Source organism: Nocardia sp. NPDC004604 (genome assembly GCF_040609795.1).
Classification (GTDB): domain Bacteria; phylum Actinomycetota; class Actinomycetes; order Mycobacteriales; family Mycobacteriaceae; genus Nocardia.
Window position 1 is genome coordinate 1 of sequence record NZ_JBEXLC010000091.1, and the last position, 21,845, is coordinate 21,845.

Below are 21,845 nucleotides of genomic sequence, written 5' to 3' on the forward strand. Positions count from 1 at the left end.
AGTAAATCTAATCCATTACCTAATAGATTTGAACCGAGATTGGAACCACTTGTGTTACCCGTAATCCGAGCGGTCGAGACTCGCGACTTCGTTGCATGCGCTTCGACCACTCGGACGCGAGACGGGCCGCGAACGGTCGCTCGTAAGACTCGCTCCGTGATGGTCGTCTTGGGCGTGTCTCTCGCTATCTGGAGTTGTCGCAGGTCCACCAGTCACTGGCAAGAGGCCGGCCCTCGGCGAATCCGGCTGCCGACGGCACGCCGAGCACCGCCTTGCTCCGTGGTGGTTGCGTTGGGTGTGTCTCTCGCTATGTGCAGTTGTCGTAGGTCTGCCAGACGCTGGGAAGAGGCCGACCCTCGGCGAATCCGGCTTCCGACTGCACGCCTAGCACCGCCTTGCTCCGCGGTGGTTGCGTTGGGTGTGTCTCTCGCTATGTGCAGTTGTCGCAGGTTTACCAGCCGCTGGGAAGAGGGCGGCCCTCGGCGAATCCGGCTGCCGACTGCACGCCGAGCACCGCTTTGTCGTGGAAATCGGGCAGGGTGCGCGCACCGGCGTAGGTGCAGGCGCTGCGGACGCCGGAGCAGATGTGGTCGAGCAGGTCCTCGACGCCGGGGCGTTCCGGATCCAGGCGCATCCGCGAGCTGGAGATGCCCTCCTCGAACAGCGCCTTGCGGGCGCGGTCGAAACCGCTGTCGGTGGCGGTGCGGGCGGCGACGGCACGCTTGGAGGCCATGCCGAAGCTCTCCTTGTACGCATTGCCGTCACGATCGACACGCAGGTCGCCGGGGGATTCGTAGGTGCCAGCGAACCAGGAGCCGATCATCACATTGGACGCGCCAGCGGCCAAGGCCAGCGCAACATCACGCGGGTGCCGGACGCCGCCGTCGGCCCAGATGTGTACGCCGAGTTCTTTTGCGGCGGTGGCGCATTCGGCCACCGCGGAGAACTGTGGACGGCCGACACCGGTCATCATCCTGGTGGTGCACATGGCACCGGGGCCGACACCGACCTTGATGATGTCCGCGCCCGCCGCGGCCAGATCCCGGGTGCCCTGCGTGGAGACCACATTGCCCGCGACCAGCGGCACACCGAGGCCGAGATCGCGAATGGCGCTGAGGGTTTCGAGCATCTTGGCCTGGTGGCCGTGCGCGGTGTCGATGACGAGCAGGTCCGCACCCGAGTCGACCAGTGCCTTGGCCCTGGCGGCCACATCACCGTTGATGCCGACCGCGGCGGCCACCCGCAGCTTATTGTCGGCATCGACATTGGGCTGGTAGATGCCGGTGCGAATGGCCCCGGTGCGGGTCATCACGCCCGCGAGGCCGCCGTCATCGGCGATGAGCACGGCGAGCTGCGCGTGCTCGGCCTCGAGCAGGCCGAAGATATCGCGCGGCGAGGTGCTGGCCGGCGCCTTGACGAAATCGGTGATCGCGACATCGCGCAGCCGGGCGAAGCGGTCGACATCGGTGCAGGAGGCCTCGGTGACCACGCCGACCGGCTTGCCGCCGTCGACGACAACGACCGCGCCGTGGGCGCGCTTGTGCATCAGGGCGACGGCCTCGGACACCGAACGCTCCGGATCCAGGGTGACCGGGGTGTCGGCGGTGAGCGAACGGCTCTTCACGAAGGCGATGGTGTCGGCGGCCGCAGCGATCGGGAGATCCTGGGGCAGGACGACGATGCCGCCGCGGCGGGCGACCGTTTCGGCCATCCGGCGTCCGGCTACCGCGGTCATATTCGCGACAACAATGGGAATGGTGGTGCCGGACCCGTCTGCGGTCGATAGATCCACGTCGAACCGTGACGCGACATCCGTCCGATTCGGGACGAGGAAGAGGTCGTCGTAGGTCAGGTCGTACGGCGGCTGATGACCAGGGAGAAACTGCACTTAACCGATTCTAACCGGTGCGCCGTTATCGCGTGCAATCGCCCAGCATTCGGTCCGCGCCATGCGCGAGTCGGTGGTCGCGTCGCCGGGATCAAGATCGGATGGGACTGGTCGCCGGGCTTTTCGGTAGATGTCGCCATAGCGTCGACCCGATCTCGGTTTCGAGCTCAGACCTCGGCTTCGACGCGGGAGAGTTGGATTGTGGTCGCGCACATGGTGATTACCGCGACGGCGATGGCAAGTAGGCCCAAATTGTCGGTGCGAAGGCGTTCGTCGAGGACGGTGATGCCGATGAAGGCGGCGGCCAGGGGTTCGGCGATGGTGACGGCCGGGAAGGAGGCGACCAGCGGGCCCGCTTGGTAGGCGCGTTGCTGGAGATAGAGGCCGGTCACGCCGGATGCGATCAGCGCCCAGGTCTGCCAACTGCCGAGCACATGGCTGAGGCCATCGTCGAACAATCCGGTTACGTAGGAGGTGAGTGCGGCGGCGAGGCCGAAAAGGGCACCGCCGACGGCGCCGAAAAGTAGGGCGCGACGGGTCGGGTCGGCGGACTTGACACCAACGACGAGCGCGACCGCGAGCGCTGCCAGTAGCGCGGTCAGCGGCGGAATCCAATCACGCAGGGGCGCATTGGTATTGCCCTTGGTGGGGTCGCCGACGATCAAGAAAACGGCCAGCGCCACCGCGAGGGCGATGGCGGTCGCCCAGGTGCGCGGGGTGATCCGGCGTTTGTTGAGCCGGGCGGAGAGGGGAAGGGCAAAGATCAGCATGCTGACCAGGATCGGTTGCACGAGCAGGACCGCGCCCAAGGCCAGCGCCGCGACCTGCATCGCGTAACCGCCCGCGTCCCCGACGACTCCGGCCCACCAGCGCGGACTGCGCACCAGCGAACCCATCAGTGACCGGTCTTCCGGGACCGCTGCGGCGGCATGCTGCTGCGCCACCGCAGCCAGCGCGAACAGCAGCGCCGCGATCAAGGCGCAGACAACCGCGCCCACCTCGTGATTCGACACCCGATCAGTTTGCCCCGCGATTGCGGCTCCCCGGCACTCCCTGCGGCCGTCCGGCGCGTCGACGTGCACGCCCGGGCGTGTCGCCGCTGGTCGCGGCGGTGCGGTCCGCTCCGCCTGCGCCGACACCGCGACCGGAAGTCGCCCCGGCACCATGGGCCGATACGCCGCGCGCGGCCGAGCCCGATCCGGTGGCACGGGCCGTGCCCGCCTTCGCCGACCCGGCGGAACGACCCGCCGCGGCCGATGCCGAGTTCACGGCCCGTCCGGGAGCCGTCCGCACCGATCCCGCGCCGCGGCCCGGCGCGGCAGTTGCCGCACCTGCGGCCCGACCCGTGGTCGAAGCGGCCGTCGACCCACCCGCGGCTCGACCCAAAGTTCCGGCACCACGCCGACTCGACGTCGCGGTGGAACTCGGCGAATGACCCGAAGACTTCTTCGCACCACCCACACCAGCGCCCCGACCGTCGGCACTGCCGGAACCGGCACCTCGACCGGCGCCACCGGCTCTGGCATTGCGACCGGCAGCACCCGATCCCGCACCGCGACCATTACCGGACGCATTTCGACCGGCGCCGCCGGAATCTGCGCCACGACCGGCGCGACCCGACCCCGCACCGCGACCAGCACCGCCCGACCTGCGGTTCGACCCACCGCGCCGACCAGCGCCGACCTTCAACTCGCCGTCGTCACCCACCGTCACCGCCGAGTTCGCTGCGACGATCGGTACGCCTGAGGGCTGCTTCGCGCCGGTGATCTGGATCAGGCGCCGATCACCCGGACGAACCTGCACGCCGTCGACATCGACGCCCGCCTTGCGGGTCATCTTCTCGACGTCGGCGCGCTCCTCTTCGGTGACGAGCGTGACGACGACGCCGTCCTCACCGGCGCGGGCGGTGCGGCCGGCGCGATGCAGATACGCCTTCGGTTCGGCGGGCGGATCCACATGTACGACAAGGGAAATCCCGTCGATGTGGATGCCACGCGCGGCCACATCGGTGGTCACCAGCACCGGTGTGGTGCCGTCCGCGAATGCGGCGAGGGTTCGCACGCGATTGTTCTGCGCCTTACCGCCGTGCAGCGCGCCCGCGGTGATTCCGGACCCGCGCAACTGCTTCGCGAGCCGGTCGGCACCGTGCTTGGTACGCACGAACATGATGGTCAGCCCGTCGCGCGCCGCGATCTGCGCGGTGATCTCGCGCTTATCCGCCTTGCGCAGGAACAGCAGGTGGTGCGACATGGTGGCGACCGAGGCCGACGGCGGTGCGGTCGAATGCGTGACCGGGGCGCGCAGGTAGCGCTTGACCAGCTTGTCGACCTCACCGTCGAGGGTGGCCGAGAACAGCAGTCGCTGACCGTCTTTCGGCGTCCGATCGAGCAGCTTGGTGACCTGGGGCAGGAAGCCCATATCGGCCATATGGTCGGCCTCGTCGAGTGCGGTGATCCGCACCTCGGACAGATCGGCGGAGCGCTGGTTGATCAGATCTTCGAGGCGCCCCGGCGTGGCGATGAGCAGATCGACACCGCGCGCGAGCCGATCGGCCTGCCGCTTGATCGGCGCGCCGCCGACCACCGAGGCCACTCGCAACCCCAGCGATAACGCCGCATTGTCCAGCGCCTTCTCGATCTGGGCCGCCAGTTCCCTGGTCGGCACCAGCACCAGACCGCGCGGCTTACCCGGCTTGGCCTGGGCGCCGGTGAGCAGCGCGAGCATCGGCAGCCCGAAGGCCAGGGTCTTGCCGGAGCCGGTCGGTCCGCGCCCGAGCACGTCCTTGCCCGCCAGCGCATCGGTCGCCGTCGCGGCCTGGATCGGGAACGGGGTCTCGATGCCGTCGCGGCGCAACGCCTGGACGAGCACGGCGGGTAGGCCCAGATCCGCGAAGGTGGTGGCAGGGGTGGAGGAGGTCAACGGGGTTGTGTGCCTTTCATGTCTCGGCGCGGGCGGATCCGGGCACGCGAGGTGCCGCCGAGATGGTTGGGCCCGGTCATCGCCGGATGCGGTAGGACCGGGTGTATCAGGTGGAACCGGATGAATCAGTTACGGAGCAGTCGATCCAGTTCGACCAGCCAGGGTACCGCGACGGCCATGGTCGGGACCACCAGGATGGCCGCCGACCCCAGATAGGCCGCCGCGGCGACCCGAATATCGCCGATGCGTCCACCCAGTCGCTGGATGCGGATCAAGGTGGTCGGACCGCCAGCGGCGAGCGCGCCCTGCGGTGCCGTGGATTTCGCGCAGGCGACCAGGGCGCGGGCCAGCGGCTTCGGGCCGGTGACCTTCACGGCCGAATCGTCGGCGAGCAGTTCGATCAGCAGTTTCACCGAGCCGAGCGCCGCCTTGCTGCGCACCACCCGGGGGAATGCCTCGTGCACCGCGGTGAAGGCCTCGAGCACCAGGTCGTGGCGGGCCCGCAGATGGGAGCGTTCATGGCTGACGATGGCCGTGACCTCGGCGTCCTGCAGGCTGGTCAGCGTGCCCTCGCTCAATACCACCCGCTGGCGCAGGCCGGGCAGGCAGTAGGCGATCGGCTCGGTCGAGCCGAGCACCCGGATATCGGCCGCGCGGCGCTGTGGTCCGCTCTGGTCGAGCAGATCGACGAGCATGCGGTGGCGCGCCCGACGCCTGCGGGTGTGCACGCCGACGCGCACGATCGCGTACATCAGTCGCGCGCCGACCAGCAGCGTCAAGGCGAAGACGAAAACGTACGCCAGCCACAGCGGCATTCCGAGCGCATCGATCTCGCGCGCCGGGGAGGTGGTCGGGCGACCGTCCGGTCCCGGTACGAGTAGTTGGGCGGCGATGGCCAGCCCCGAACCGAATGCGCTGAGCACGGCTGCGAGCGCGATGGCCTGCCACAACACGAGCGCAGCACGCGGTGTCCGGTACGGCCAGGTCGCGCGGCTCAACAGCGCTGGGGCGGGCCCCGCGAGAAGCAAAGCGAGACCGGCAAAGACCGGCGCGGTTGCGTTCATCGACTCAGCTCACTGCGTTGTGGGGCCAGGGCACTCACCTCATTGTGAGGCCAGGATCCCAAGACTACTGCTTCGGCGGCGCAGTATCTTCGGATGCTTCGAGCTTAGCGAGTGCTTCGCGCAACGCGTCCGTGTCGTCCCTACCGACCTGTTCAACGAAGTGCACGAGCGCTGCCGCGCGGCTGCCCGCCACATCGGCCTGTTGCAGTGCGTCGACCATCAAGCTGGCCACCAGTTCGTCGCGGGTGTGCACCGGGGCGTAGCGGTGGGCGCGGTCGTCGCGTCGCTGCACCACGAGGTTCTTCTTCGCCAGTCGTTGCAGCACCGTCATCACCGTGGTGTACGCGAGCTCACGGCGGGCGGCCAAAGCCTCGTGTACCTGCCGTACGGTCTGCGGTTCGTCAGTCGACCACAGCTGGTCCATGACCGCTTTCTCGAGTTCACCAAGTCCTGCCATTCCACAAGTTTACGGACTCAACGACACAATTGCGTACTACAGGTCGTCGTAACTGCTTGATTGCTGGTGTGGTATTTGTCATAGGTTGTGCGGCAGCCCCAGCGCTGGGACTAGCTCGGACTAGCTCGGCACCGCGTCCGATTCGAAGGCGGCCCGGACGTGTCGCGTTCCGATGGGCACGATCATCGGTCGACCGGACACCGGATCCTCCAACACGGACGCGTCGAGATCGAAGACCTCGCGCAGCAACGCGACATTGATGATGTCGGCGGGTGCGCCCTGGGCGACGATGCGTCCGTCGCGCATGACGATGAGCCGGTCGCTATAGCGGATGGCCAGGTTGAGATCGTGCAGCACCATCACCACGGTGCGGCCGTGCTCGTCGTGCAGGCGGTCGACGAGGTCCAGGACCTCGACCGAATGTGCGAGATCGAGATAGGTGGTCGGCTCGTCGAGCAGCAGGATGTCGGTGCCCTGGGCCAATGCCATCGAGATCCAGGCGCGCTGGCGCTGCCCGCCGGACAACTCGTCCAGGGTGCGATCGGCCAGATCGGCAATGCCCGTCGCGGCGAGCGCGGAGATGACCTCGTCTTCGTCGGTGGCCGACCACTGCCGGATCCAGGACTGGTGCGGATGACGTCCGCGCGCAACGAGATCCGCGACGGTCAGCCCCTCGGGCGCGACCGGCGACTGCGGCAGCATGCCGACGATGCGCGCGACATCCTTGGTCTTCATCGACGTGATCGCCTTGCCGTCCAACAGGATTCGGCCCTGTTGCGGGCGCAGCAGGCGACCCAGCGCGCGCAACATGGTCGACTTGCCGCAGCCATTGGGGCCGATGACGGTGGTGACCACGCCGGGGGCGATATCGATGCTGAGTCCGTCGACGATGACGCGGTCGCCGTAGCCGAGGGTGACTTCCTGTGCGGAGAGCCGCGTGTCGGTGGTCATGACAGGGTCGCCTTCCGATTCATACGCACGAGCAGGTAGAGCAGGAACGGTCCGCCGAAGGCGGCGGTCACGACACCGACCGGCAGGTCGACAGGAAATAGCGTGCGCGCGGCAACATCCGCGCCGACCACCAGGATGGCACCGATGAACGCCGAGCCGATGAGCGGTTCGCCGGGAGTTCGCAGCAGTCGGCGCGCGATCTGCGGTGCGGCGAGCGCCACAAATCCGACCGGACCGACCGCGGCGGTGGCGACCGATGCGGCCACCACGGCCGCGCCGATCAACAGGGCCTGCTGGGTCTGGATCCGAACCCCGAGCACCCGGGTGGTATCGGTGCCGAGGCGCAGCGCGGCAAGGGTTCTCGCGGAGCCCACCGCCACCAGCGCGACCACGGCCAGTGCGAGCGCGGCCGGGATCGGCTCGGTCCGATCGGCGCTATTGAGTGAGCCATTGAGCCAGAGTTGCGCACGGGCCGCATCCTGCAGGCTGGCGCGGGTGAGCAGAAAGCTGATGCCGGACAACAGGAATGCGTTCACCCCGATGCCGATCAGTACCAGTCGCATCGGGGTGACACCGCGGTCGCCGGTCACGCCGCGGCCCCAAGCGAGTAGGTAGATGGCGGTCGCGGTGCACAGCCCACCGGCCAGCGCGGCCAGCGGGGCGCCGCCGCTCGCGGCGAATCCCGTTGTTGTGCCGCCGGTTCCGACGAGGACGGCAACAGCACCCAGGCTGGAGCCGGTGGTGATGCCGAGGATATCCGGCGCGGCCAGCGGATTGTGCAGGATGGACTGGGTAATCGCACCCGCGATGCCGAGTGCCGCACCGACGACCAGCGCGGTGAGCGCGCGCGGCAAACGGGATTCCAGCACGATGAAACGCTGGGATCGGGTGCCGCCGCCGGTCAGCACATCCAGGACGCGGCCGAGCGGAATGTGGGTGTCGCCGAAGGCGATATCGAGGCAGAAGAGTGTGAGCAGGGTTGCGGCGAGTGTGAGAACTATGAGCGCCATGGTGGGGCGCAGCACCATGGAGACCGGGCCGAGGCGCAGGGCAGGGCGGATGCGATTCAGCGGTATCTCGGTCGATGCCGGGGTCGGTGCCTGCGCGAAGGCGGTGTGGTCCGGGGAGAACTCGTCCATGATTCGGTCGCTCACAGGCTCACCAACTTCTTGCGACGGACGAGCAGGATGAAGAACGGCGCACCGAGGGCCGCGATCATCACACCGACCTGTAACTCGCCGGGTCGCGCCACAATTCGCCCGGCCACATCGGCGACGAGCAGCAGCAGCGCGCCGAGCAGTCCGGAATACGGGATCAGCCAGCGGTAGTCGGGACCGGTGAAAGCCCGTGCGATATGCGGCACGACCAACCCGATGAATGCGATCGGGCCGACTGCCGCCGTCGCCGCGCCACTCAGCAAGACGATCGCGGCCAGTCCGAGCGCCCGGCTGCGCCCGATATTCACGCCGAGCCCGCGCGCGACCTCGTCACCGAGGCTGAGCAGATTCAACCCGGGCGAGGCCACGACGGCGAGTATCACGCCGAGCGCCAAGAACGGCAACACCTGCCAGAACACCTCGGCATCGCGTCCGTTCACGGTGCCGACCACCCAGAATCGGTAGCTGTCCAGCGCCGCATTGTCCAGCAGCACAATGGCATTCGTCATGGCCTGTAGGAATGCGGTCACCGCGGCACCGGCCAGCACCAAGCTGAGCGGGCTCGCCTTTCCACCGCCGATCGCCGACACCCCGAATACCACCGACCCCGCGGCCAGCGCTCCCGCGAAGGCGAACCAGATGTACTGTTCCGGCGCGTTCAGTGCGAACAGGTAAATACTCAGCGCCGCAAGGAATGCCGCGCCTGCATTCAAGCCGAGCAGTCCCGCGTCGGCGAGCGGATTGCGGGTATAGCCCTGGATCAGCGCACCGGCGATACCCAGTGCGAGCCCGGTGACCAGCGCAAGTGCGGTGCGCGGCAGGCGAAGTCCGCGCACGATCTGCTCCGTGGTCGATCCGGCCGGGCAGTGGAACGGTCCGCCCGGGCAGGTCAGGGCATTGTGCACGGCGTCGTAGACGGTGCCGGGTGACAGCGATCGGGTGCCGATCGCGATGCTGGCCACGGCGGCGAGCAGCAGTAGCGCGCTCAGCAGGACGAGCCCGAGTCGACGATGACGCGCTGGATTCGTTCGTCGCGCCCCCGGCGCGATGGTGCGTGATGCCGTCACGGCGACGAACTTCTCCTGACTCGATATGCGGTGTCCGGTTGCTAGGTCTGGTAAGCCTAACCTATCTTTGCGACCCGGCCTTATTGCCGAGCCGACCCGAGGAGGTTCGATGCCCGAGTCAGTGGCAACCTGCATGCCCGGCCAGCCCCAGGTGGCGTTCGGGAAAGCGTGTGCCCGGCTTCGCTCACTACAACCCGAACACCCGCGGGTCTACGCGGTGGCCGCCATGTCCGAGCAGGGCAGGCGGCGCTGGTGGCGGCTCGCCGACGGATTGCGCGAGGGTCGGATCGAGTTGATGTACCGGCGCCACGCCGCGGAGATGATCAGCGCCGATACCGCCGCCGAAGTGGTGGCGACCGCGCTGATCCACGCGGTGATCGGGCGGGTGGTTGCCCTGCTGGTGGCTGAGGGGCGGGTGTGGGATCCGGGTATCGACAACCTGTGGATCCACGCCGATAATGACGGCGGCATCGACTGGGCTGGGTTGGACGACACCACGATTCGCGTACTCGACGGCGATCGACTGGCGGGCGGGCCCGGTGTGGTGACTTTGCCGTGCGAGCAGGCAATGTACGTCTGGCTTGCGCATCGGTGTGAGCCGTCGCTGCGATTGATCCAGCGGACCTTAGCGGTCTGCGCGGGCCTCGGTGAGCGCCGGTTCTGGTCCCTCGTTGGCGAATCCATTGTCGGCGCCGCCACCTATGTGCCGGATCTGGCGCGGACGGATTCCTTGGTCGGTGCGCGGCGTGGTGCGGGATTGCTGCTTGCGCTGGAGGAGCGTGGTCTGCCGGTGCGACGTGCGGTGGGGTGCCCGGTTCGGTAGACGCTGCTATGCCCAGGTGAGCAGGGTTGACCCGGGCAGTCGTCCGGTGGGGATGGCCGATGGACTCCGGTGTCGGTGTGGATCTCGGCGGCCGATGGCGATCGCGTGGTGTGGCAGCCAGCCGGGCTGGATATCGAGCAGGGCGACCACTCGAGTGACGTTGTCTGCGGGGTGAAATGTGGTGACGCAGGTGCCGAGGCCGTGGTCGTGAGCCGCCGAGCACAGTGACTGGCAGATGCGACCCATATCGAACTCGGTATCGGTGAAACCGTTGTCCGCGGAGAGTAATACGAGGATCAGTGGCGCCTCGGCGAGATGGCCCGCATAGCGGCCGAGCTTGCTCAGTTCGACCCGCAGCGCGTCGGTGGTCACGGCGATGAACCGCCATGGTTGACGGTTGCGCGCCGAACCGGTCCACCGGGCCGTGTCGATGATGTCCTCGACGGTCGAGCGCGGGACGCGTTCTGGCAGAAAGTGTCTGGTAGACCGCAGGATCTTGATCGAATGCACCGCCGCGAGCCTAGTGCGACACGGCGCGGAGTTGCCTAGTTAGGTAAGCCTGACCTATAGTAATCATGGCGTTGGGATCGGCCGAGCGTTCCGGAGGGCTGCCGTGAACCCCCGATCCATTGCCGCGGCGGGCTCTGTGTGCATTTGGAGCCCGCCGCTCTGTATCGGGGGTGCAAACGGCCATCGGGGAGCATCGTGCGAGACCCGAGACACGCTGTGCCAAGGTGAATGCATGACACAGCAGGAAGTTGCCCAGATCCAGTCGCTGGCCGAGGTCACGCCGGAGCTGCTGACCGAGCTCAGCAAGAACACCTTCACCGATCTGATCGGCCTCGAATTCTCCGAGGTCACGCCGGACCGGGTGCGGGGTGAGCTGACCGTGGGACCGCAGCTGCAGCAGTTGGCCGGCATTGTCAACGGCGGCGTGTACTGCACCGTCGTCGAATCGCTCGCCAGCATCGGCGGCGGGGTCTGGTACACCGCACAGGGCAATAAGGGCACCGTGGTCGGCGTGAACAACAACACCGACTTCCTGCGCTCGGTGCGCGAGGGCAAGGTCTTCGGTGAGGCGACGCCGCTGCACCGCGGCCGGTTGCAGCAGCTGTGGCAGGTCGTGCTCACCGACGATGAGGGACGCACGGTCGCTCGCGGCCAGGTGCGGCTGCAGAATCTGCCCGCCAGGGATTGACCGGCGCCCCCGACACGGGCGTGCCAGAATTACCGTCACCCTGATCCACGACCGCCGAGGAGCCCGGATGCGACTGTCGCCGCACGAGCAGGAACGGCTGCTGCTGAGTTATGCGGCCGAACTGGCCCGGCGCAGGCAGGCGCGTGGACTCGAGCTGAATCACCCCGAGGCGGTCGCGCTGATCACCGACCATGTGCTCGAGGGCGCACGCGACGGGCGTACCGTCGCGGAGCTGATGTCTTCGGGGCGAACGGTTCTCACGCGTGCCGATGTGCTGGAGGGCGTGCCGGAGATGATTCACGATGTGCAGGTCGAGGCCACTTTTCCGGATGGCACCAAGCTGGTCACCGTCCATCATCCGATCGGTTAGGGGCGGTGATGGCTGATTCTCCGCTCGTCCCGGGTGAATACTTCTGTGCAGAGGGCACTATCGAGCTGAACGCGGGCGCGGATCGGATCGAACTGGATGTCGTGAACACCGGTGATCGGCCGGTCCAGGTGGGCAGCCACGTGCATTTCCCGCAGTCCAATGCGGTGTTGCGTTTCGATCGGGCGGCCGCGCACGGGCGTCGGCTCGATATCCCCGCCGGAACCGCGGTGCGCTTCGAGCCCGGTCTCGGACAACGAGTTTCGCTGGTCCCGCTCGGCGGCGCCCGTGCGGTCCATGGCATCAGCCTGACGCCTCCTGGACGTCTCGATGACTAGCGCGAGACCGCCTGCACGATGCGTATGCCGCGCGGGCTTGCGCAGACGACTCGGTGTGGGGCGCATGATTCCGTGCGCCCGGGAGGTAGGACGCGATGAGTGAGCTGAGCCGCGCACGGTATGCCGAGCTCTTCGGACCGACCACCGGCGACCGAATTCGCCTGGCGGACACCGATCTGCTCATCGAGATCACCGAAGATCGCAGCGGTGGGCCTGGTCTCGCGGGCGATGAGGCCGTATTCGGCGGCGGCAAGGTATTGCGCGAATCCATGGGACAAGCCCGCGCGACCCGGGCCGAGGGCACCCCGGACACCGTGATCACCGGCGCGGTCATCATCGACCATTGGGGAATCATCAAGGCCGACGTCGGCATTCGCGACGGCCGCATCTGCGCGATCGGCAAGGCGGGTAATCCGGACACCATGAACGGGGTGCATCCGGATCTGGTGGTCGGTCCGAATACCGAGATCATCGCGGGCAATGGCCGCATCCTCACCGCGGGCGCGATCGACTGTCATGTGCACTTCATCTGTCCGCAGCTGATGGATGAGGCGCTCGGCGGCGGCATCACCACCCTGATCGGCGGCGGCACCGGTCCCGCCGAGGGCAGTAAGGCGACCACGGTCACGCCCGGATCGTGGCATCTGGCGCGGATGTTGGCGGCCACCGACGGCTGGCCGATGAATATCGTGCTGCTCGGCAAGGGCAATACGGTCAGCGCCGAATCCATGTGGGAGCAATTGCGCGGCGGCGCAGCGGGTTTCAAACTGCACGAGGACTGGGGGTCCACTCCGGCCGCGATCGATGCCTGCCTCACCGTCGCCGATGCGGCGGGTGTGCAGGTGGCGCTGCATTCGGACACCTTGAACGAGGCCGGATTCGTCGAGGACACCATCGCCGCCATCGCCGGCCGCGGCATCCACGCGTATCACACCGAGGGTGCCGGTGGCGGGCACGCGCCCGACATCATCACCGTCGCCTCGCATCTCAATGTGCTGCCGAGCTCGACCAACCCGACCCGCCCGCACACGGTCAACACCTTGGACGAGCACCTGGACATGCTCATGGTGTGTCACCACCTCAGCGCGTCCATCCCGGAGGACCTCGCGTTCGCGGAGAGTCGGATCCGGCCCTCCACCATCGCCGCCGAGGATCTGCTCCACGATCTCGGCGCGATCTCGATGATCGGCAGCGACTCACAGGCCATGGGCCGCATCGGCGAGGTCGTCATGCGCACCTGGCAGACCGCACACGTCATGAAGCGCCGCCGTGGTTCGCTGCCCGGTGACGGCGCCGCCGACAATGCGAGGGTGCGGCGCTATATCGCGAAGTACACGATCTGCCCGGCGATCGCGCACGGCCTGGACGACGAAATCGGTTCGGTGGAAGTGGGCAAGCTCGCGGATCTGGTCCTCTGGGACCCGGCATTCTTCGGTGTTCGTCCGCACGCCGTCCTCAAGGGCGGTGCGATCGCCTGGGCCGCCATGGGTGACGCCAACGCCTCCATCCCGACCCCGCAGCCGGTGTTGCCGCGCCCCATGTTCGGTGCCGCACCACTGGTCGCCGCGGACACGTCTGTGCACTTCGTTTCCGAACAGGCCATCGAGGACGGTCTCGCCGAACGTCTCGGCCTGCGCCGAAAACTGGCTCCCGTCAAGAACGTTCGCCGCGTTACCAAGGCGGATATGACCAACAACGACGCCATGCCCCGCATCGAGGTCGACCCGGACACCTTCACCGTCCGCATCAATGGCGAGGTCTGGACGGAACAGCCCGCCACCGAGTTGCCGATGGCCCAGCGGTATTTCCTGTTCTGAGGACGTCGCCTCAGCGGAATCCATACGGACCCGTGTTGCCGCGCGCGTCGCCGCAGCTGCGCGCGGCACGGACCCCTCCGTGATCTCCACCGAGATCATGTCCTGCATGCGCCACGCCCAGGCTGGACGCCGCCAAGTCGAAGGCTTGGTCCACGACGTGGTCGGCGACGAGGCAGGCGCCGCCATCATCGGCCAGTACGCGAACCGCTTCCCCGACGTGGATCCGCCGCACCACGGCCGGGCCGCTATCGCAGATCTTGTGAGTGCCGCGCATAGGTTTGCAACCTGTGCGAGGTGGCCGATTGATGTGCGCGAACCGCCAGGGGCGGCTGAATTCCATGCGGTTTGCTGGTGTCCGATTGCGGCGGTATCGGGGTGTGCGGTGGCAGACTGCGGGTATGACGACCTTTGAATGGGCCGATGTGGACAGCTACCTGGTGGAGACTCTGGTGGGAGAGGGGGATTCGACTGCGGCGGCATTGGCCGCGAACTCGGCGGCCGGGCTGCCCGCGATCGATGTATCGCCCGCGCAGGGGAAGTTCTTACATCTGATCGCGCGGTCGGTCCAGGCGCGTCGGGTGCTGGAGATCGGGACGCTCGGCGGGTACAGCACGATCTGGCTGGCCCGCGCGGTGGGCAAGGAGGGGCAGGTGGTCACCCTGGAGTTCGAGCCGCGGCATGCGGCGGTGGCACGGGAGAATCTGGATCGGGCCGGAGTCGGCGAACGGGTCGATATCCGGGTCGGCGCGGCCCTGGACAGCCTGCCGGTGCTGGCCGATGAGGATCCGGACCCGTTCGACCTGGTGTTCATCGATGCCGACAAGGTCAACAATTCGAACTATGTGCTCTGGGCGCTGCGCCTGACCCGCCCCGGATCGGTGATCATCGTCGACAATGTGGTGCGCAATGGTGCTGTCGCCGACGAGCATTCCGACGACCCGATGGTGCAGGCGAGCCGCGATCTGATCGATCTGCTGGCCGCCGAGCCGAGTCTCGATGCGACGGTGCTGCAGACGGTGGGCAGCAAGGGCTGGGACGGCTTCGTGTACGCGGTGGTCAACGGCGAGTCGGTCGACTAGCAGCTGGTTGGCCGGGGCTATCGCTGTTACGCCTGAAGTACCACCTTGCCGACGGTGCCGCGTGTCTCCAGCGCGCGGTGCGCACCGACGGCATCGGCCAGCGCGAAACGCTGGACGGCGGGCCGCAGTCGACCGGCTGCGGCCTCGGCCATGGCCCTGTCCTCGAGCGGGCGCAGATCGCCGCCGACCCGCTGGATGAGGCGCGGTCCGACAACCAGTTCGGAAGTGATGCCACGCGCCACCAACTCCTCCTCCGACAGCGATGGCGGCGCGCCATTGGCCGCGCCATAGACGAGATGCTGTCCGCCCTTACCGAGCAGATCGATTGCGGCGCCGCTTATTTCGCCGCCGACACCATCGAACAGTACGGTGGCGCGCCGGTCGCCGAGGCGCGCGAGCACCTGAGCGGGCCAGTGGGGGAGTAGATAGTCGATCGCGATATCCGCTCCATTGCGTTGCACCAGTTCGACTTTCGCTGGTCCACCGGCGAGGCCGACCACGGTGGCGCCGACGTTCTTCGCATGCTGAACCAGCAGGGTCCCGATGCCGCCGGCCGCCGCGGTTACCACCACCACGCTGTCGGGACCGAGTTCGGTGAACAACGAAATCCCCATGGTCGTTCGCCCGGTGCCGATGATCGCGACCGCCTCGGCCGCATCGAGATCGGTCGGAATCTCGTGCAGCCGAGCGGTTTCCGTCACGGCCAACTCGGCATAGCCACCGGGAACCGCCCCGAGATGTGCGACCACCCGCTTGCCGAGCCAGGACGTATCGACATCCGGCCCGATCCGGTCCACGATCCCGGCGACCTCACGGCCCGGTATGGTCGGCAGCTGTGGCAGCGGGTACGGCCCGGGCTCGCCCCTGCGCAACGCGGTATCGATGACGTGCACGCCCGCCGCCGCGACTCGGATGAGCACCTGTCCCGGTCCGGGCACCGGATCGGGCACCGTTTCGTAGCGCAGATTCTCGGCCGGTCCGAAGGCATGAAGGCGGATAGCGTGCACGGTGACTCCTGTTCGTCGGCGATCGAGTCAACCGTGCAACCTGAAGTGCCATTCAGGTCAAGACGTGCTGGTCCGAACGCAGCGGGCCTCGAACCCGTCGCAGAGTGCGGACAATCCGAGATACAGCAGATCCTCCGAGGTCAGATCGCTCACACCGCTGCCGTTCAGATCGGCGAGTGCGGGCGGAATCGGCAGCTGTGATTTTCCTTCCAGCAATGCCCGCAGTCCGTTGTCCCCTTCCGGATTCATGCCCTTGCGCGCGACCAGTGCACCACTGATATGCGGGAGCGTGGCCCCGGAGATGTAGTTCCACACCGCGAAGGCCATGGTTGCCGCCTCGCGGGTCGAGACACTCAACTCGCGCAGACCCTCGACCAGCCACGCGAAACAGGCCAGGCCCTGCGGACCGAAACTGTAGCGGGGCATGGCGAAGGTCAGCAGCACCCACGGATGCTGTTGGTAGAGCGCCCAATCGATCTCGGCGGCAATGCGGACCCGGTCGCGCCAAGTCCAGTTCTGCCCCTCCGGCGAGGGGTACGGGTTGCGAGCCGATATCTCGTCGGTCATCAGGGCGAGCAGTTCGTCCTTATTCGCGACGTGCCGGTACAGCGACATGGCGCCGACACCCATCCGCTCGGCGATATGTCGCATGGACAACCCGTCGAGACCTTCCTCGTCGGCGAGCGTGATCGCGGTGTCGACAATGGCGGCTCGGGTGAGCTTCGGCTCGGTCATCCCATGACTCGCTTCCAGTTTTGGCCCCGCATGCGTACACTGTACCCGGACTGACGCGTACGCCGTACGCGACACGGAGAGGATTCGGGAATGACTCAGGTGGAGGCCGCGCGGGTGGCGACGGCGCCGACGGGTTCGCGGCGCGCTTGGCTGGGCCTCGCGGTGCTACTGCTGCCGGTGCTGCTGGTGTCGATGGATATCTCGGTGCTGTTCCTGGCCATGCCGACGCTCACCCTGGATCTCGATCCGTCGGCCACGCAGCAGCTGTGGATTCTCGATATCTACGGCTTCCTCATCGCGGGCCTGCTCATCACCATGGGCAATCTCGGGGACCGGATCGGGCGGCGCAATATTCTGCTGGCCGGTGCCTCGGTATTCGGCATCGCCTCGGTCGTCGCGGCCTTCGCCCCGAATGCGGTGGTGCTGATCATCGCCAGGGCGCTGATGGGTATGGGCGGTGCGACCCTGCTGCCGTCGAGTCTCGCGCTGATCTCCAGCCTGTTTCCGAATGCCCGCGAACGCGCCGCGGCGATCGGGGTGTGGACCGCGTTCTTCGCGGGCGGATCCGCGGTGGGGCCGGTACTCGGTGGTTTGCTGTTGCACCACTTCTGGTGGGGCTCGGTATTTCTCATCAATATTCCGGTGCTGCTGATCCTGCTCGCCTTCGGTCCGTTCGTACTGCCCGAACATCGCTCGGGTGTGGTCGGCCCGCTGGATATTCCGAGTGTGCTGCTGTCGATCGGCGGTATCCTCCCGGCGGTGTACGCGGTGAAGCAGATCGCGGCCGAGGGGTTCGACATCGCATCGATCGGCATCGGACTTGTCGGCGTCGTATTGCTCGCCGTCTTCGTGCGACGGCAGCGACAGCTGGCCGAACCGCTGCTGGACCTGCGGTTGTTCCGGCGGGTGCAGTTCACGGTCGCCATCGGATCGAGTCTGGTCGGCATGATGTCGCTGGCGGCGATGAGTTATCTCACCAGCGTCTATCTGCAATCGGTGACCGGACGTGAGCCGCTGGCGGCCGCGCTGTTCGGGATTCCGATGGCGATCGCGGTTTTCGTCTGCTCGATGGGCGGTGCGCGGATCGGGCACAAGCTCGGGGTGCGTTCCACCTTCGTGCTGGCGCTGCTGGCCGCTGCGGTGGGCAATGTCATGCTGATCGGTGTCGGCGTGGACGGCGGAATCGCCTGGTACCTGGCCGGATCCACGATTGCGGGCATCGGTTACGGCCTGGCCTTCACCCTGGTGTCGGATGTGGCGGTGTCCTCGGTGCCGCCGGAGCGGGCCGGTTCCGCGGTCGGGATCTCCGAGACCAGTTTCGAACTGGGCAATGCGCTCGGCTTGGCGCTACTGGGTTCGATTGCGGCGCTGGTCTTCCGATCGGGCGGTGCCTATGCGGACACCCTCGGCGAAACCATTCAGCACGCGGACGGCAACACCGCGCTGATCGATTCCGCGCGCGAATCCTTCGTCTCCGGAATGCACATCGCGACCTCGGTCGGCGCGGTGCTGCTGGTGGCGATGGCGGCGGTCGCGGCATTCGCGCCGCGGCGCTGAACGGCGCGCCTCCGCGGGATCGGGCTCGATTCGCGATATAATTAGATGTCATGTTTTCTCATGACATCACCTCGATCGAGGGCTTTATCCGCAGATACGACGAGATCGTCGCGACGTCCGATTTTGCCACGCTGCCAAGTCTTTTCGAACCCGTCATCCTGGTGACCACGCCGACGTCGAGTCGCTGTCTGAGCCGGGAGGAGTTCGTCGCGGGCGCGAAAGCGCGGGCGCGCCAGTTCGATTCGGGGCCGCGGGCGCGGTTGGTCGAGCAGACGACCGTCGAACTGGGCGGGCATTATTGGCTGACTTCGGCGCGATGGACACTGTCGTTCGGCGCGCGGTCGCTCGATGTCTACAGCGACTTCCTGGTCCGGCGGGCCGCGGACGGGCCGCGGATCGCGGCCTATCTGACCCGCCAGGATCTGCCCGAGCTGCTGCGCGCCGCCGATGAGTGATCATCGATAGGGGAGGTGTCTGGGCCGGTTGGCGCATACAGTCGATAGCGTGAACGACACTCCCGCTTCGAGCAATGGCCGCCCGCTCGCCGAGCGGGTGGCGGCGTGGCTGTTGTATCCGACCTCGCGGCCGCGCGAGAAATCCCTGCGTACGGCGGTCGCGGGCCGGGTCGTGCTGGTGACCGGCGCCTCGCACGGCATCGGCAAGGCCACTGCGCGCAAACTGGCGGCGGCCGGTGGGGTGGTGCTGCTGGTGGCGCGCTCGGTCGACGAGCTCGAGCAGGTGGCGGCCGACATTGCCGCCGAAGGCGGCACGGCATACACGTACCCGACGGATATGACCGATATGGATGCCGTCGAAAAGCTCGGCCGCAACCTATTGGCCGAACACGGTCACATCGATGTGCTGATCAATAACGCGGGCAAGTCGATTCGCCGCTCGATCGATGATTCCTATGACCGATTCCATGATTTCACCCGCACCATCGACGTGAACTACCTCGGCCCGGTCCGTCTACTGCTCACCTTGCTGCCGAGCATGCGCGAACGCAAACAGGGCCATATCGTCAACATCTCCACGTGGGGCGTGCTCATGCCGCCCGCCCCGCGGTGGGCCGCCTACGGTGCGTCGAAATCCGCCTTCGATATCTGGTTGCGCAGCGCCGCGGCCGAAATCGCCGCCGATAAGGTCACCACCACCTCCATCTACATGCCGCTGGTACACACCAGAATGAGCGCACCGACCGACTTCAGTCGCGTCCCCGGACTGACCGTCGACGAAGCCTCCGATCTGGTCTGTTACGCGGTAACCGCCAAACCGCGCGAGATCGCGCCCTGGTGGTCGCACCGTATCGAAGCCTGGTCGGCTCTGACCCGCAAAGGGGCGCAGCGCTTCATGGAGCGTTCCTTCCGACGCTAGCCAGGCCCGGTCAGTCGGCTCGATTGCGCGGCCGGGGGCGCGGGCCGATCTGATCGAGCAGGTCGTTGACCTCGTCCGGGAACCCATTGGTCACGGCCTGCGGTGTCTTATTCGGGAACCGGCGCGTGACGTGCTCTTGGGCGGCGGATCCCGGCAGGACGTAGACGGGTTCGGGCTTGTTCTGCAATGGGCGCACGACCTCATCGAGGTGGCCCTTGCGATCGTCGAGGTAGGCGCCGATCACATCCTCACCGGCCGGGCAGACGGCCATGCAGTAACCGGCCTTGTAATTGGGTTTGAACGACAGGCTCTGCCACATCGAGAACGATTCGCCGGTGCTGACGCGCTCGCGGTACTCGGCGGCGTTATCGCTGTCGGCGACGGTTTCGGCCCAATCGGTGAAGCCGCCCATGAACTCGCGGTAGTTGTGCGTATAGCAGGCCTGGAAATCGAAGCCGCCGTCGTTGGTGATCGCGCCCACCGGACATGCGGAGACGCAGAGCTTGCATTCCAGACACGGGCTGAAATCCAGCGATGCGCTCGGTTCGTCGATCACCGCGTCGGTGACCACCGTGCCGAGCAGGATGAAGTTGCCGAACTTCGGGTGAATGACATTGCGGTGGATACCCATAACGCCGAGCCCGGCCGCCTCGGCCACCACCTTGTGCGCGATCACCCAGATGCGACCTGGAAACTTATCGACCTCCATTGGATATCCCGGGGCTGGATAGACGGCACGGTATCCGGCATCCTGTAGCGCTCTGGTTATTCGCCGTGACACCTCATTGGTTTCGTCATCGGCGTGGTTGAACTCGGTATTGGCGAGGCTGCGCATGGTGCTGCGCAGGTTGTCTCGGTTCATCCGGACGCAGAAGGCCACGAATGTCCGTGCGGAGGGCAGGATTTCGCGCGCGTGCTCGAGTTCGACCGCTACGCGTGGGTCCTCGACCGGCACGAAGCCCACATCGTCGGCTCCGGCCTCGAGACAGATCTCGCGCAGTCGCGAAACGCTCAGCACCGGATCAGGTTTCGTGCGCGCCCGTTCGGCCATCCGCTGCACGGTCGGGTGCTCCGCCAGCCGACGCTGCCCTGTTGGTTCCTGGTTCACTGCCGACATCGGCCCTCCTCGTTGACGCGAGACCGGTACGGCCTCAGGAAGATAGACCCCGCCGAACGCCGAAACTCATCGCACACCGGGCGTGTCGTGGGAATCGGCGCTCGATTGCGGTCGGTTTCCCGTAGGAGTGACGTGCAGCAGACCGACATATCGAATCCGATACAGCGCCGTGTCGATCTACACCCTGTCCCGATCCGAAGATCATGTGTGGCCCGGTCGGGGTGAGGGAGCCCGACCGTGTCACGCATAGGATCGACGGATGGACAGATCGGGAGGCAGTGGGTTGGCGACATTGTTCGCGCTGGCCGATTCGCGGCTGCCGATCGGGGGACATGTGCATTCCGGCGGTGTGGAGGAGGCGGTGGCGTCCGGGATAGTGCGCGATGTCGGGACGGTCGAGTTGTATTTGCGGCGGCGGATCCGGACATCGGGGCTGGTGGCGGCGTCATTGGCGGCGGCGGTGTGCGCGGGGAAGTCGGCTGCGGTGCGGGCCGAGGCAGAGGCGGATGCGCGGACTCCGGCTCCGGCCGCGCGGGCGGCGTCGCGGGCACAGGGGCGTGGGTTGCTGCGGTTGGCGAAACAGGTTTGGCCAGGAGAGGATTGGGCGGTGCTCGGCGCGCGGCCGCATCTGTCCACGGCATTCGGCGTCGTGGGGCACATCTGCGGGGCGACTCCGGAGGACACCGCGGCGGTTGTCGTCTATACGACCATGACCGGAGCCGCGACGGCGGCGCAGCGGTTGCTCGCGCTGGATCCCGCGGCGGTCGCCGCCTGCACGATCCGGCTCGGCGAACTCTGTGATCGCACCGCGGCCGAGGCGGCGACCGGACTCGCCGCGCTGTCGGACCCGCTGCAGGATGTGCTCGCCCAGCGACACCTGGTGCGCGATATGCCCCTGTTCGCGTCCTAGGTGCGTGATCGGCAAGGATG

At 67.1% G+C, this 21,845-nt stretch carries 22 protein-coding genes and 1 pseudogene; 10 read left to right on the plus strand and 13 right to left on the minus strand.

The window, feature by feature from the left end:
- Nucleotides 1-451: 451 nt before the first annotated feature.
- The 8 genes and pseudogenes from ABZW16_RS28430 to ABZW16_RS28465 all read right to left on the minus strand — a co-directional run bounded on the left by ABZW16_RS28430 (nt 452) and on the right by ABZW16_RS28465 (nt 9,503).
- Nucleotides 452-1,888, minus strand: a complete 1,437-nt coding sequence (locus tag ABZW16_RS28430; RefSeq protein WP_354959138.1) for a GuaB1 family IMP dehydrogenase-related protein — start codon at nt 1,886-1,888, stop codon at nt 452-454.
- 167 nt (nt 1,889-2,055) lie between these two features.
- A complete protein-coding gene (locus ABZW16_RS28435) occupies nt 2,056-2,901 on the minus strand; it encodes a DMT family transporter (RefSeq protein ID WP_354959139.1) in 846 nt (281 codons plus the stop codon).
- Between the two features lie 703 nt (nt 2,902-3,604).
- Nucleotides 3,605-4,807: pseudogene (locus ABZW16_RS28440) on the minus strand (DEAD/DEAH box helicase); the annotation flags it as partial.
- Between the two features lie 125 nt (nt 4,808-4,932).
- Nucleotides 4,933-5,871 (minus strand): M48 family metalloprotease, encoded by a 939-nt coding sequence (locus ABZW16_RS28445; protein ID WP_354959140.1) that lies wholly within the window; start codon nt 5,869-5,871, stop codon nt 4,933-4,935.
- 64 nt (nt 5,872-5,935) lie between these two features.
- Nucleotides 5,936-6,328 (minus strand): BlaI/MecI/CopY family transcriptional regulator, encoded by a 393-nt coding sequence (locus ABZW16_RS28450; protein WP_354959141.1) that lies wholly within the window; start codon nt 6,326-6,328, stop codon nt 5,936-5,938.
- A gap of 120 nt (nt 6,329-6,448) precedes the next feature.
- On the minus strand, nt 6,449-7,279 hold the full coding sequence (locus ABZW16_RS28455; RefSeq protein WP_354959142.1) for an ABC transporter ATP-binding protein: 831 nt from the start codon (nt 7,277-7,279) through the stop codon (nt 6,449-6,451).
- Nucleotides 7,276-8,307: an iron chelate uptake ABC transporter family permease subunit gene (locus tag ABZW16_RS28460; RefSeq protein WP_354959167.1), complete on the minus strand. Its 1,032-nt coding sequence runs from the start codon at nt 8,305-8,307 to the stop codon at nt 7,276-7,278. Before ABZW16_RS28460 ends, ABZW16_RS28455 begins: the two co-directional genes overlap by 4 nt.
- Before the next feature lie 122 nt (nt 8,308-8,429).
- Nucleotides 8,430-9,503 (minus strand): iron ABC transporter permease, encoded by a 1,074-nt coding sequence (locus ABZW16_RS28465; protein ID WP_354959143.1) that lies wholly within the window; start codon nt 9,501-9,503, stop codon nt 8,430-8,432.
- A gap of 109 nt (nt 9,504-9,612) precedes the next feature.
- On the opposite strand from ABZW16_RS28465, the gene ABZW16_RS28470 reads away from it, so the two are divergent.
- Entirely contained in the window at nt 9,613-10,326 is a 714-nt protein-coding gene (locus ABZW16_RS28470; protein WP_354959144.1) for a hypothetical protein, read from the plus strand.
- Between the two features lie 6 nt (nt 10,327-10,332).
- On the opposite strand, the gene ABZW16_RS28475 is transcribed toward ABZW16_RS28470, so the two are convergent.
- A complete protein-coding gene (locus tag ABZW16_RS28475; protein ID WP_354959145.1) occupies nt 10,333-10,836 on the minus strand; it encodes a nitroreductase family protein in 504 nt (167 codons plus the stop codon).
- A 232-nt stretch (nt 10,837-11,068) separates the two neighbouring features.
- On the opposite strand from ABZW16_RS28475, the gene ABZW16_RS28480 reads away from it, so the two are divergent.
- From ABZW16_RS28480 to ABZW16_RS28495, 4 genes are all read left to right on the plus strand, one after another.
- The gene (locus ABZW16_RS28480) at nt 11,069-11,524 is read left to right on the plus strand and encodes a PaaI family thioesterase (RefSeq protein ID WP_354959146.1); all 456 of its coding nucleotides are present in this window, start codon (nt 11,069-11,071) and stop codon (nt 11,522-11,524) included.
- A gap of 67 nt (nt 11,525-11,591) precedes the next feature.
- On the plus strand, nt 11,592-11,894 hold the full coding sequence (locus ABZW16_RS28485; RefSeq protein WP_354959147.1) for an urease subunit gamma: 303 nt from the start codon (nt 11,592-11,594) through the stop codon (nt 11,892-11,894).
- Between the two features lie 8 nt (nt 11,895-11,902).
- Nucleotides 11,903-12,229 (plus strand): urease subunit beta, encoded by a 327-nt coding sequence (locus ABZW16_RS28490; RefSeq protein WP_354959148.1) that lies wholly within the window; start codon nt 11,903-11,905, stop codon nt 12,227-12,229.
- Between the two features lie 95 nt (nt 12,230-12,324).
- The gene (locus tag ABZW16_RS28495) at nt 12,325-14,046 is read left to right on the plus strand and encodes an urease subunit alpha (RefSeq protein WP_354959149.1); all 1,722 of its coding nucleotides are present in this window, start codon (nt 12,325-12,327) and stop codon (nt 14,044-14,046) included.
- A gap of 10 nt (nt 14,047-14,056) precedes the next feature.
- Here ABZW16_RS28495 and ABZW16_RS28500 read toward each other — a convergent pair whose 3' ends face one another.
- The gene (locus ABZW16_RS28500) at nt 14,057-14,320 is read right to left on the minus strand and encodes a hypothetical protein (RefSeq protein WP_354959150.1); all 264 of its coding nucleotides are present in this window, start codon (nt 14,318-14,320) and stop codon (nt 14,057-14,059) included.
- Between the two features lie 124 nt (nt 14,321-14,444).
- Here ABZW16_RS28500 and ABZW16_RS28505 point away from each other — a divergent pair, with 124 nt between their 5' ends.
- Entirely contained in the window at nt 14,445-15,125 is a 681-nt protein-coding gene (locus tag ABZW16_RS28505) for an O-methyltransferase (protein WP_354959151.1), read from the plus strand.
- 26 nt (nt 15,126-15,151) lie between these two features.
- On the opposite strand, the gene ABZW16_RS28510 is transcribed toward ABZW16_RS28505, so the two are convergent.
- A complete protein-coding gene (locus ABZW16_RS28510; protein ID WP_354959152.1) occupies nt 15,152-16,132 on the minus strand; it encodes a zinc-binding dehydrogenase in 981 nt (326 codons plus the stop codon).
- 57 nt (nt 16,133-16,189) lie between these two features.
- Nucleotides 16,190-16,867, minus strand: a complete 678-nt coding sequence (locus ABZW16_RS28515) for a TetR family transcriptional regulator (protein ID WP_354959153.1) — start codon at nt 16,865-16,867, stop codon at nt 16,190-16,192.
- Nucleotides 16,868-16,957: 90 nt separating this feature from the next.
- Here ABZW16_RS28515 and ABZW16_RS28520 point away from each other — a divergent pair, with 90 nt between their 5' ends.
- Genes ABZW16_RS28520 through ABZW16_RS28530 form a run of 3 tightly spaced genes read left to right on the plus strand, consistent with a single transcriptional unit; the run spans nt 16,958 to nt 19,798 of the window.
- Nucleotides 16,958-18,424 carry an MFS transporter gene (locus tag ABZW16_RS28520; RefSeq protein WP_354959154.1) on the plus strand — a complete coding sequence of 489 codons (1,467 nt, stop codon included), beginning with the start codon at nt 16,958-16,960 and terminating at the stop codon, nt 18,422-18,424.
- A 50-nt stretch (nt 18,425-18,474) separates the two neighbouring features.
- A complete protein-coding gene (locus tag ABZW16_RS28525) occupies nt 18,475-18,879 on the plus strand; it encodes a hypothetical protein (protein WP_354959155.1) in 405 nt (134 codons plus the stop codon).
- A gap of 49 nt (nt 18,880-18,928) precedes the next feature.
- Nucleotides 18,929-19,798, plus strand: a complete 870-nt coding sequence (locus ABZW16_RS28530) for an SDR family NAD(P)-dependent oxidoreductase (RefSeq protein ID WP_354959156.1) — start codon at nt 18,929-18,931, stop codon at nt 19,796-19,798.
- A gap of 10 nt (nt 19,799-19,808) precedes the next feature.
- On the opposite strand, the gene ABZW16_RS28535 is transcribed toward ABZW16_RS28530, so the two are convergent.
- A complete protein-coding gene (locus tag ABZW16_RS28535; protein WP_354959157.1) occupies nt 19,809-20,915 on the minus strand; it encodes a 4Fe-4S binding protein in 1,107 nt (368 codons plus the stop codon).
- A 259-nt stretch (nt 20,916-21,174) separates the two neighbouring features.
- Here ABZW16_RS28535 and ABZW16_RS28540 point away from each other — a divergent pair, with 259 nt between their 5' ends.
- The gene (locus ABZW16_RS28540; RefSeq protein ID WP_354959158.1) at nt 21,175-21,825 is read left to right on the plus strand and encodes an urease accessory UreF family protein; all 651 of its coding nucleotides are present in this window, start codon (nt 21,175-21,177) and stop codon (nt 21,823-21,825) included.
- The last annotated feature ends 20 nt before the right edge of the window (nt 21,826-21,845 follow it).

Coding starts and splice junctions, on each gene's coding strand:
- ABZW16_RS28445 (WP_354959140.1), bottom strand. CDS start 5,871: ATGAACGCAACCGCGCCGGTCTTTGCCGGTCTCGCTTTGCTTCTCGCG.
- ABZW16_RS28450 (WP_354959141.1), bottom strand. CDS start 6,328: ATGGCAGGACTTGGTGAACTCGAGAAAGCGGTCATGGACCAGCTGTGG.
- ABZW16_RS28455 (WP_354959142.1), bottom strand. CDS start 7,279: ATGACCACCGACACGCGGCTCTCCGCACAGGAAGTCACCCTCGGCTAC.
- ABZW16_RS28460 (WP_354959167.1), bottom strand. CDS start 8,307: ATGGTGCTGCGCCCCACCATGGCGCTCATAGTTCTCACACTCGCCGCA.
- ABZW16_RS28470 (WP_354959144.1), top strand. CDS start 9,613: ATGCCCGAGTCAGTGGCAACCTGCATGCCCGGCCAGCCCCAGGTGGCG.
- ABZW16_RS28480 (WP_354959146.1), top strand. CDS start 11,069: ATGACACAGCAGGAAGTTGCCCAGATCCAGTCGCTGGCCGAGGTCACG.
- ABZW16_RS28485 (WP_354959147.1), top strand. CDS start 11,592: ATGCGACTGTCGCCGCACGAGCAGGAACGGCTGCTGCTGAGTTATGCG.
- ABZW16_RS28490 (WP_354959148.1), top strand. CDS start 11,903: ATGGCTGATTCTCCGCTCGTCCCGGGTGAATACTTCTGTGCAGAGGGC.
- ABZW16_RS28495 (WP_354959149.1), top strand. CDS start 12,325: ATGAGTGAGCTGAGCCGCGCACGGTATGCCGAGCTCTTCGGACCGACC.
- ABZW16_RS28500 (WP_354959150.1), bottom strand. CDS start 14,320: ATGCGCGGCACTCACAAGATCTGCGATAGCGGCCCGGCCGTGGTGCGG.
- ABZW16_RS28505 (WP_354959151.1), top strand. CDS start 14,445: ATGACGACCTTTGAATGGGCCGATGTGGACAGCTACCTGGTGGAGACT.
- ABZW16_RS28515 (WP_354959153.1), bottom strand. CDS start 16,867: ATGACCGAGCCGAAGCTCACCCGAGCCGCCATTGTCGACACCGCGATC.
- ABZW16_RS28520 (WP_354959154.1), top strand. CDS start 16,958: ATGACTCAGGTGGAGGCCGCGCGGGTGGCGACGGCGCCGACGGGTTCG.
- ABZW16_RS28525 (WP_354959155.1), top strand. CDS start 18,475: ATGTTTTCTCATGACATCACCTCGATCGAGGGCTTTATCCGCAGATAC.
- ABZW16_RS28535 (WP_354959157.1), bottom strand. CDS start 20,915: ATGTCGGCAGTGAACCAGGAACCAACAGGGCAGCGTCGGCTGGCGGAG.
- ABZW16_RS28540 (WP_354959158.1), top strand. CDS start 21,175: ATGGACAGATCGGGAGGCAGTGGGTTGGCGACATTGTTCGCGCTGGCC.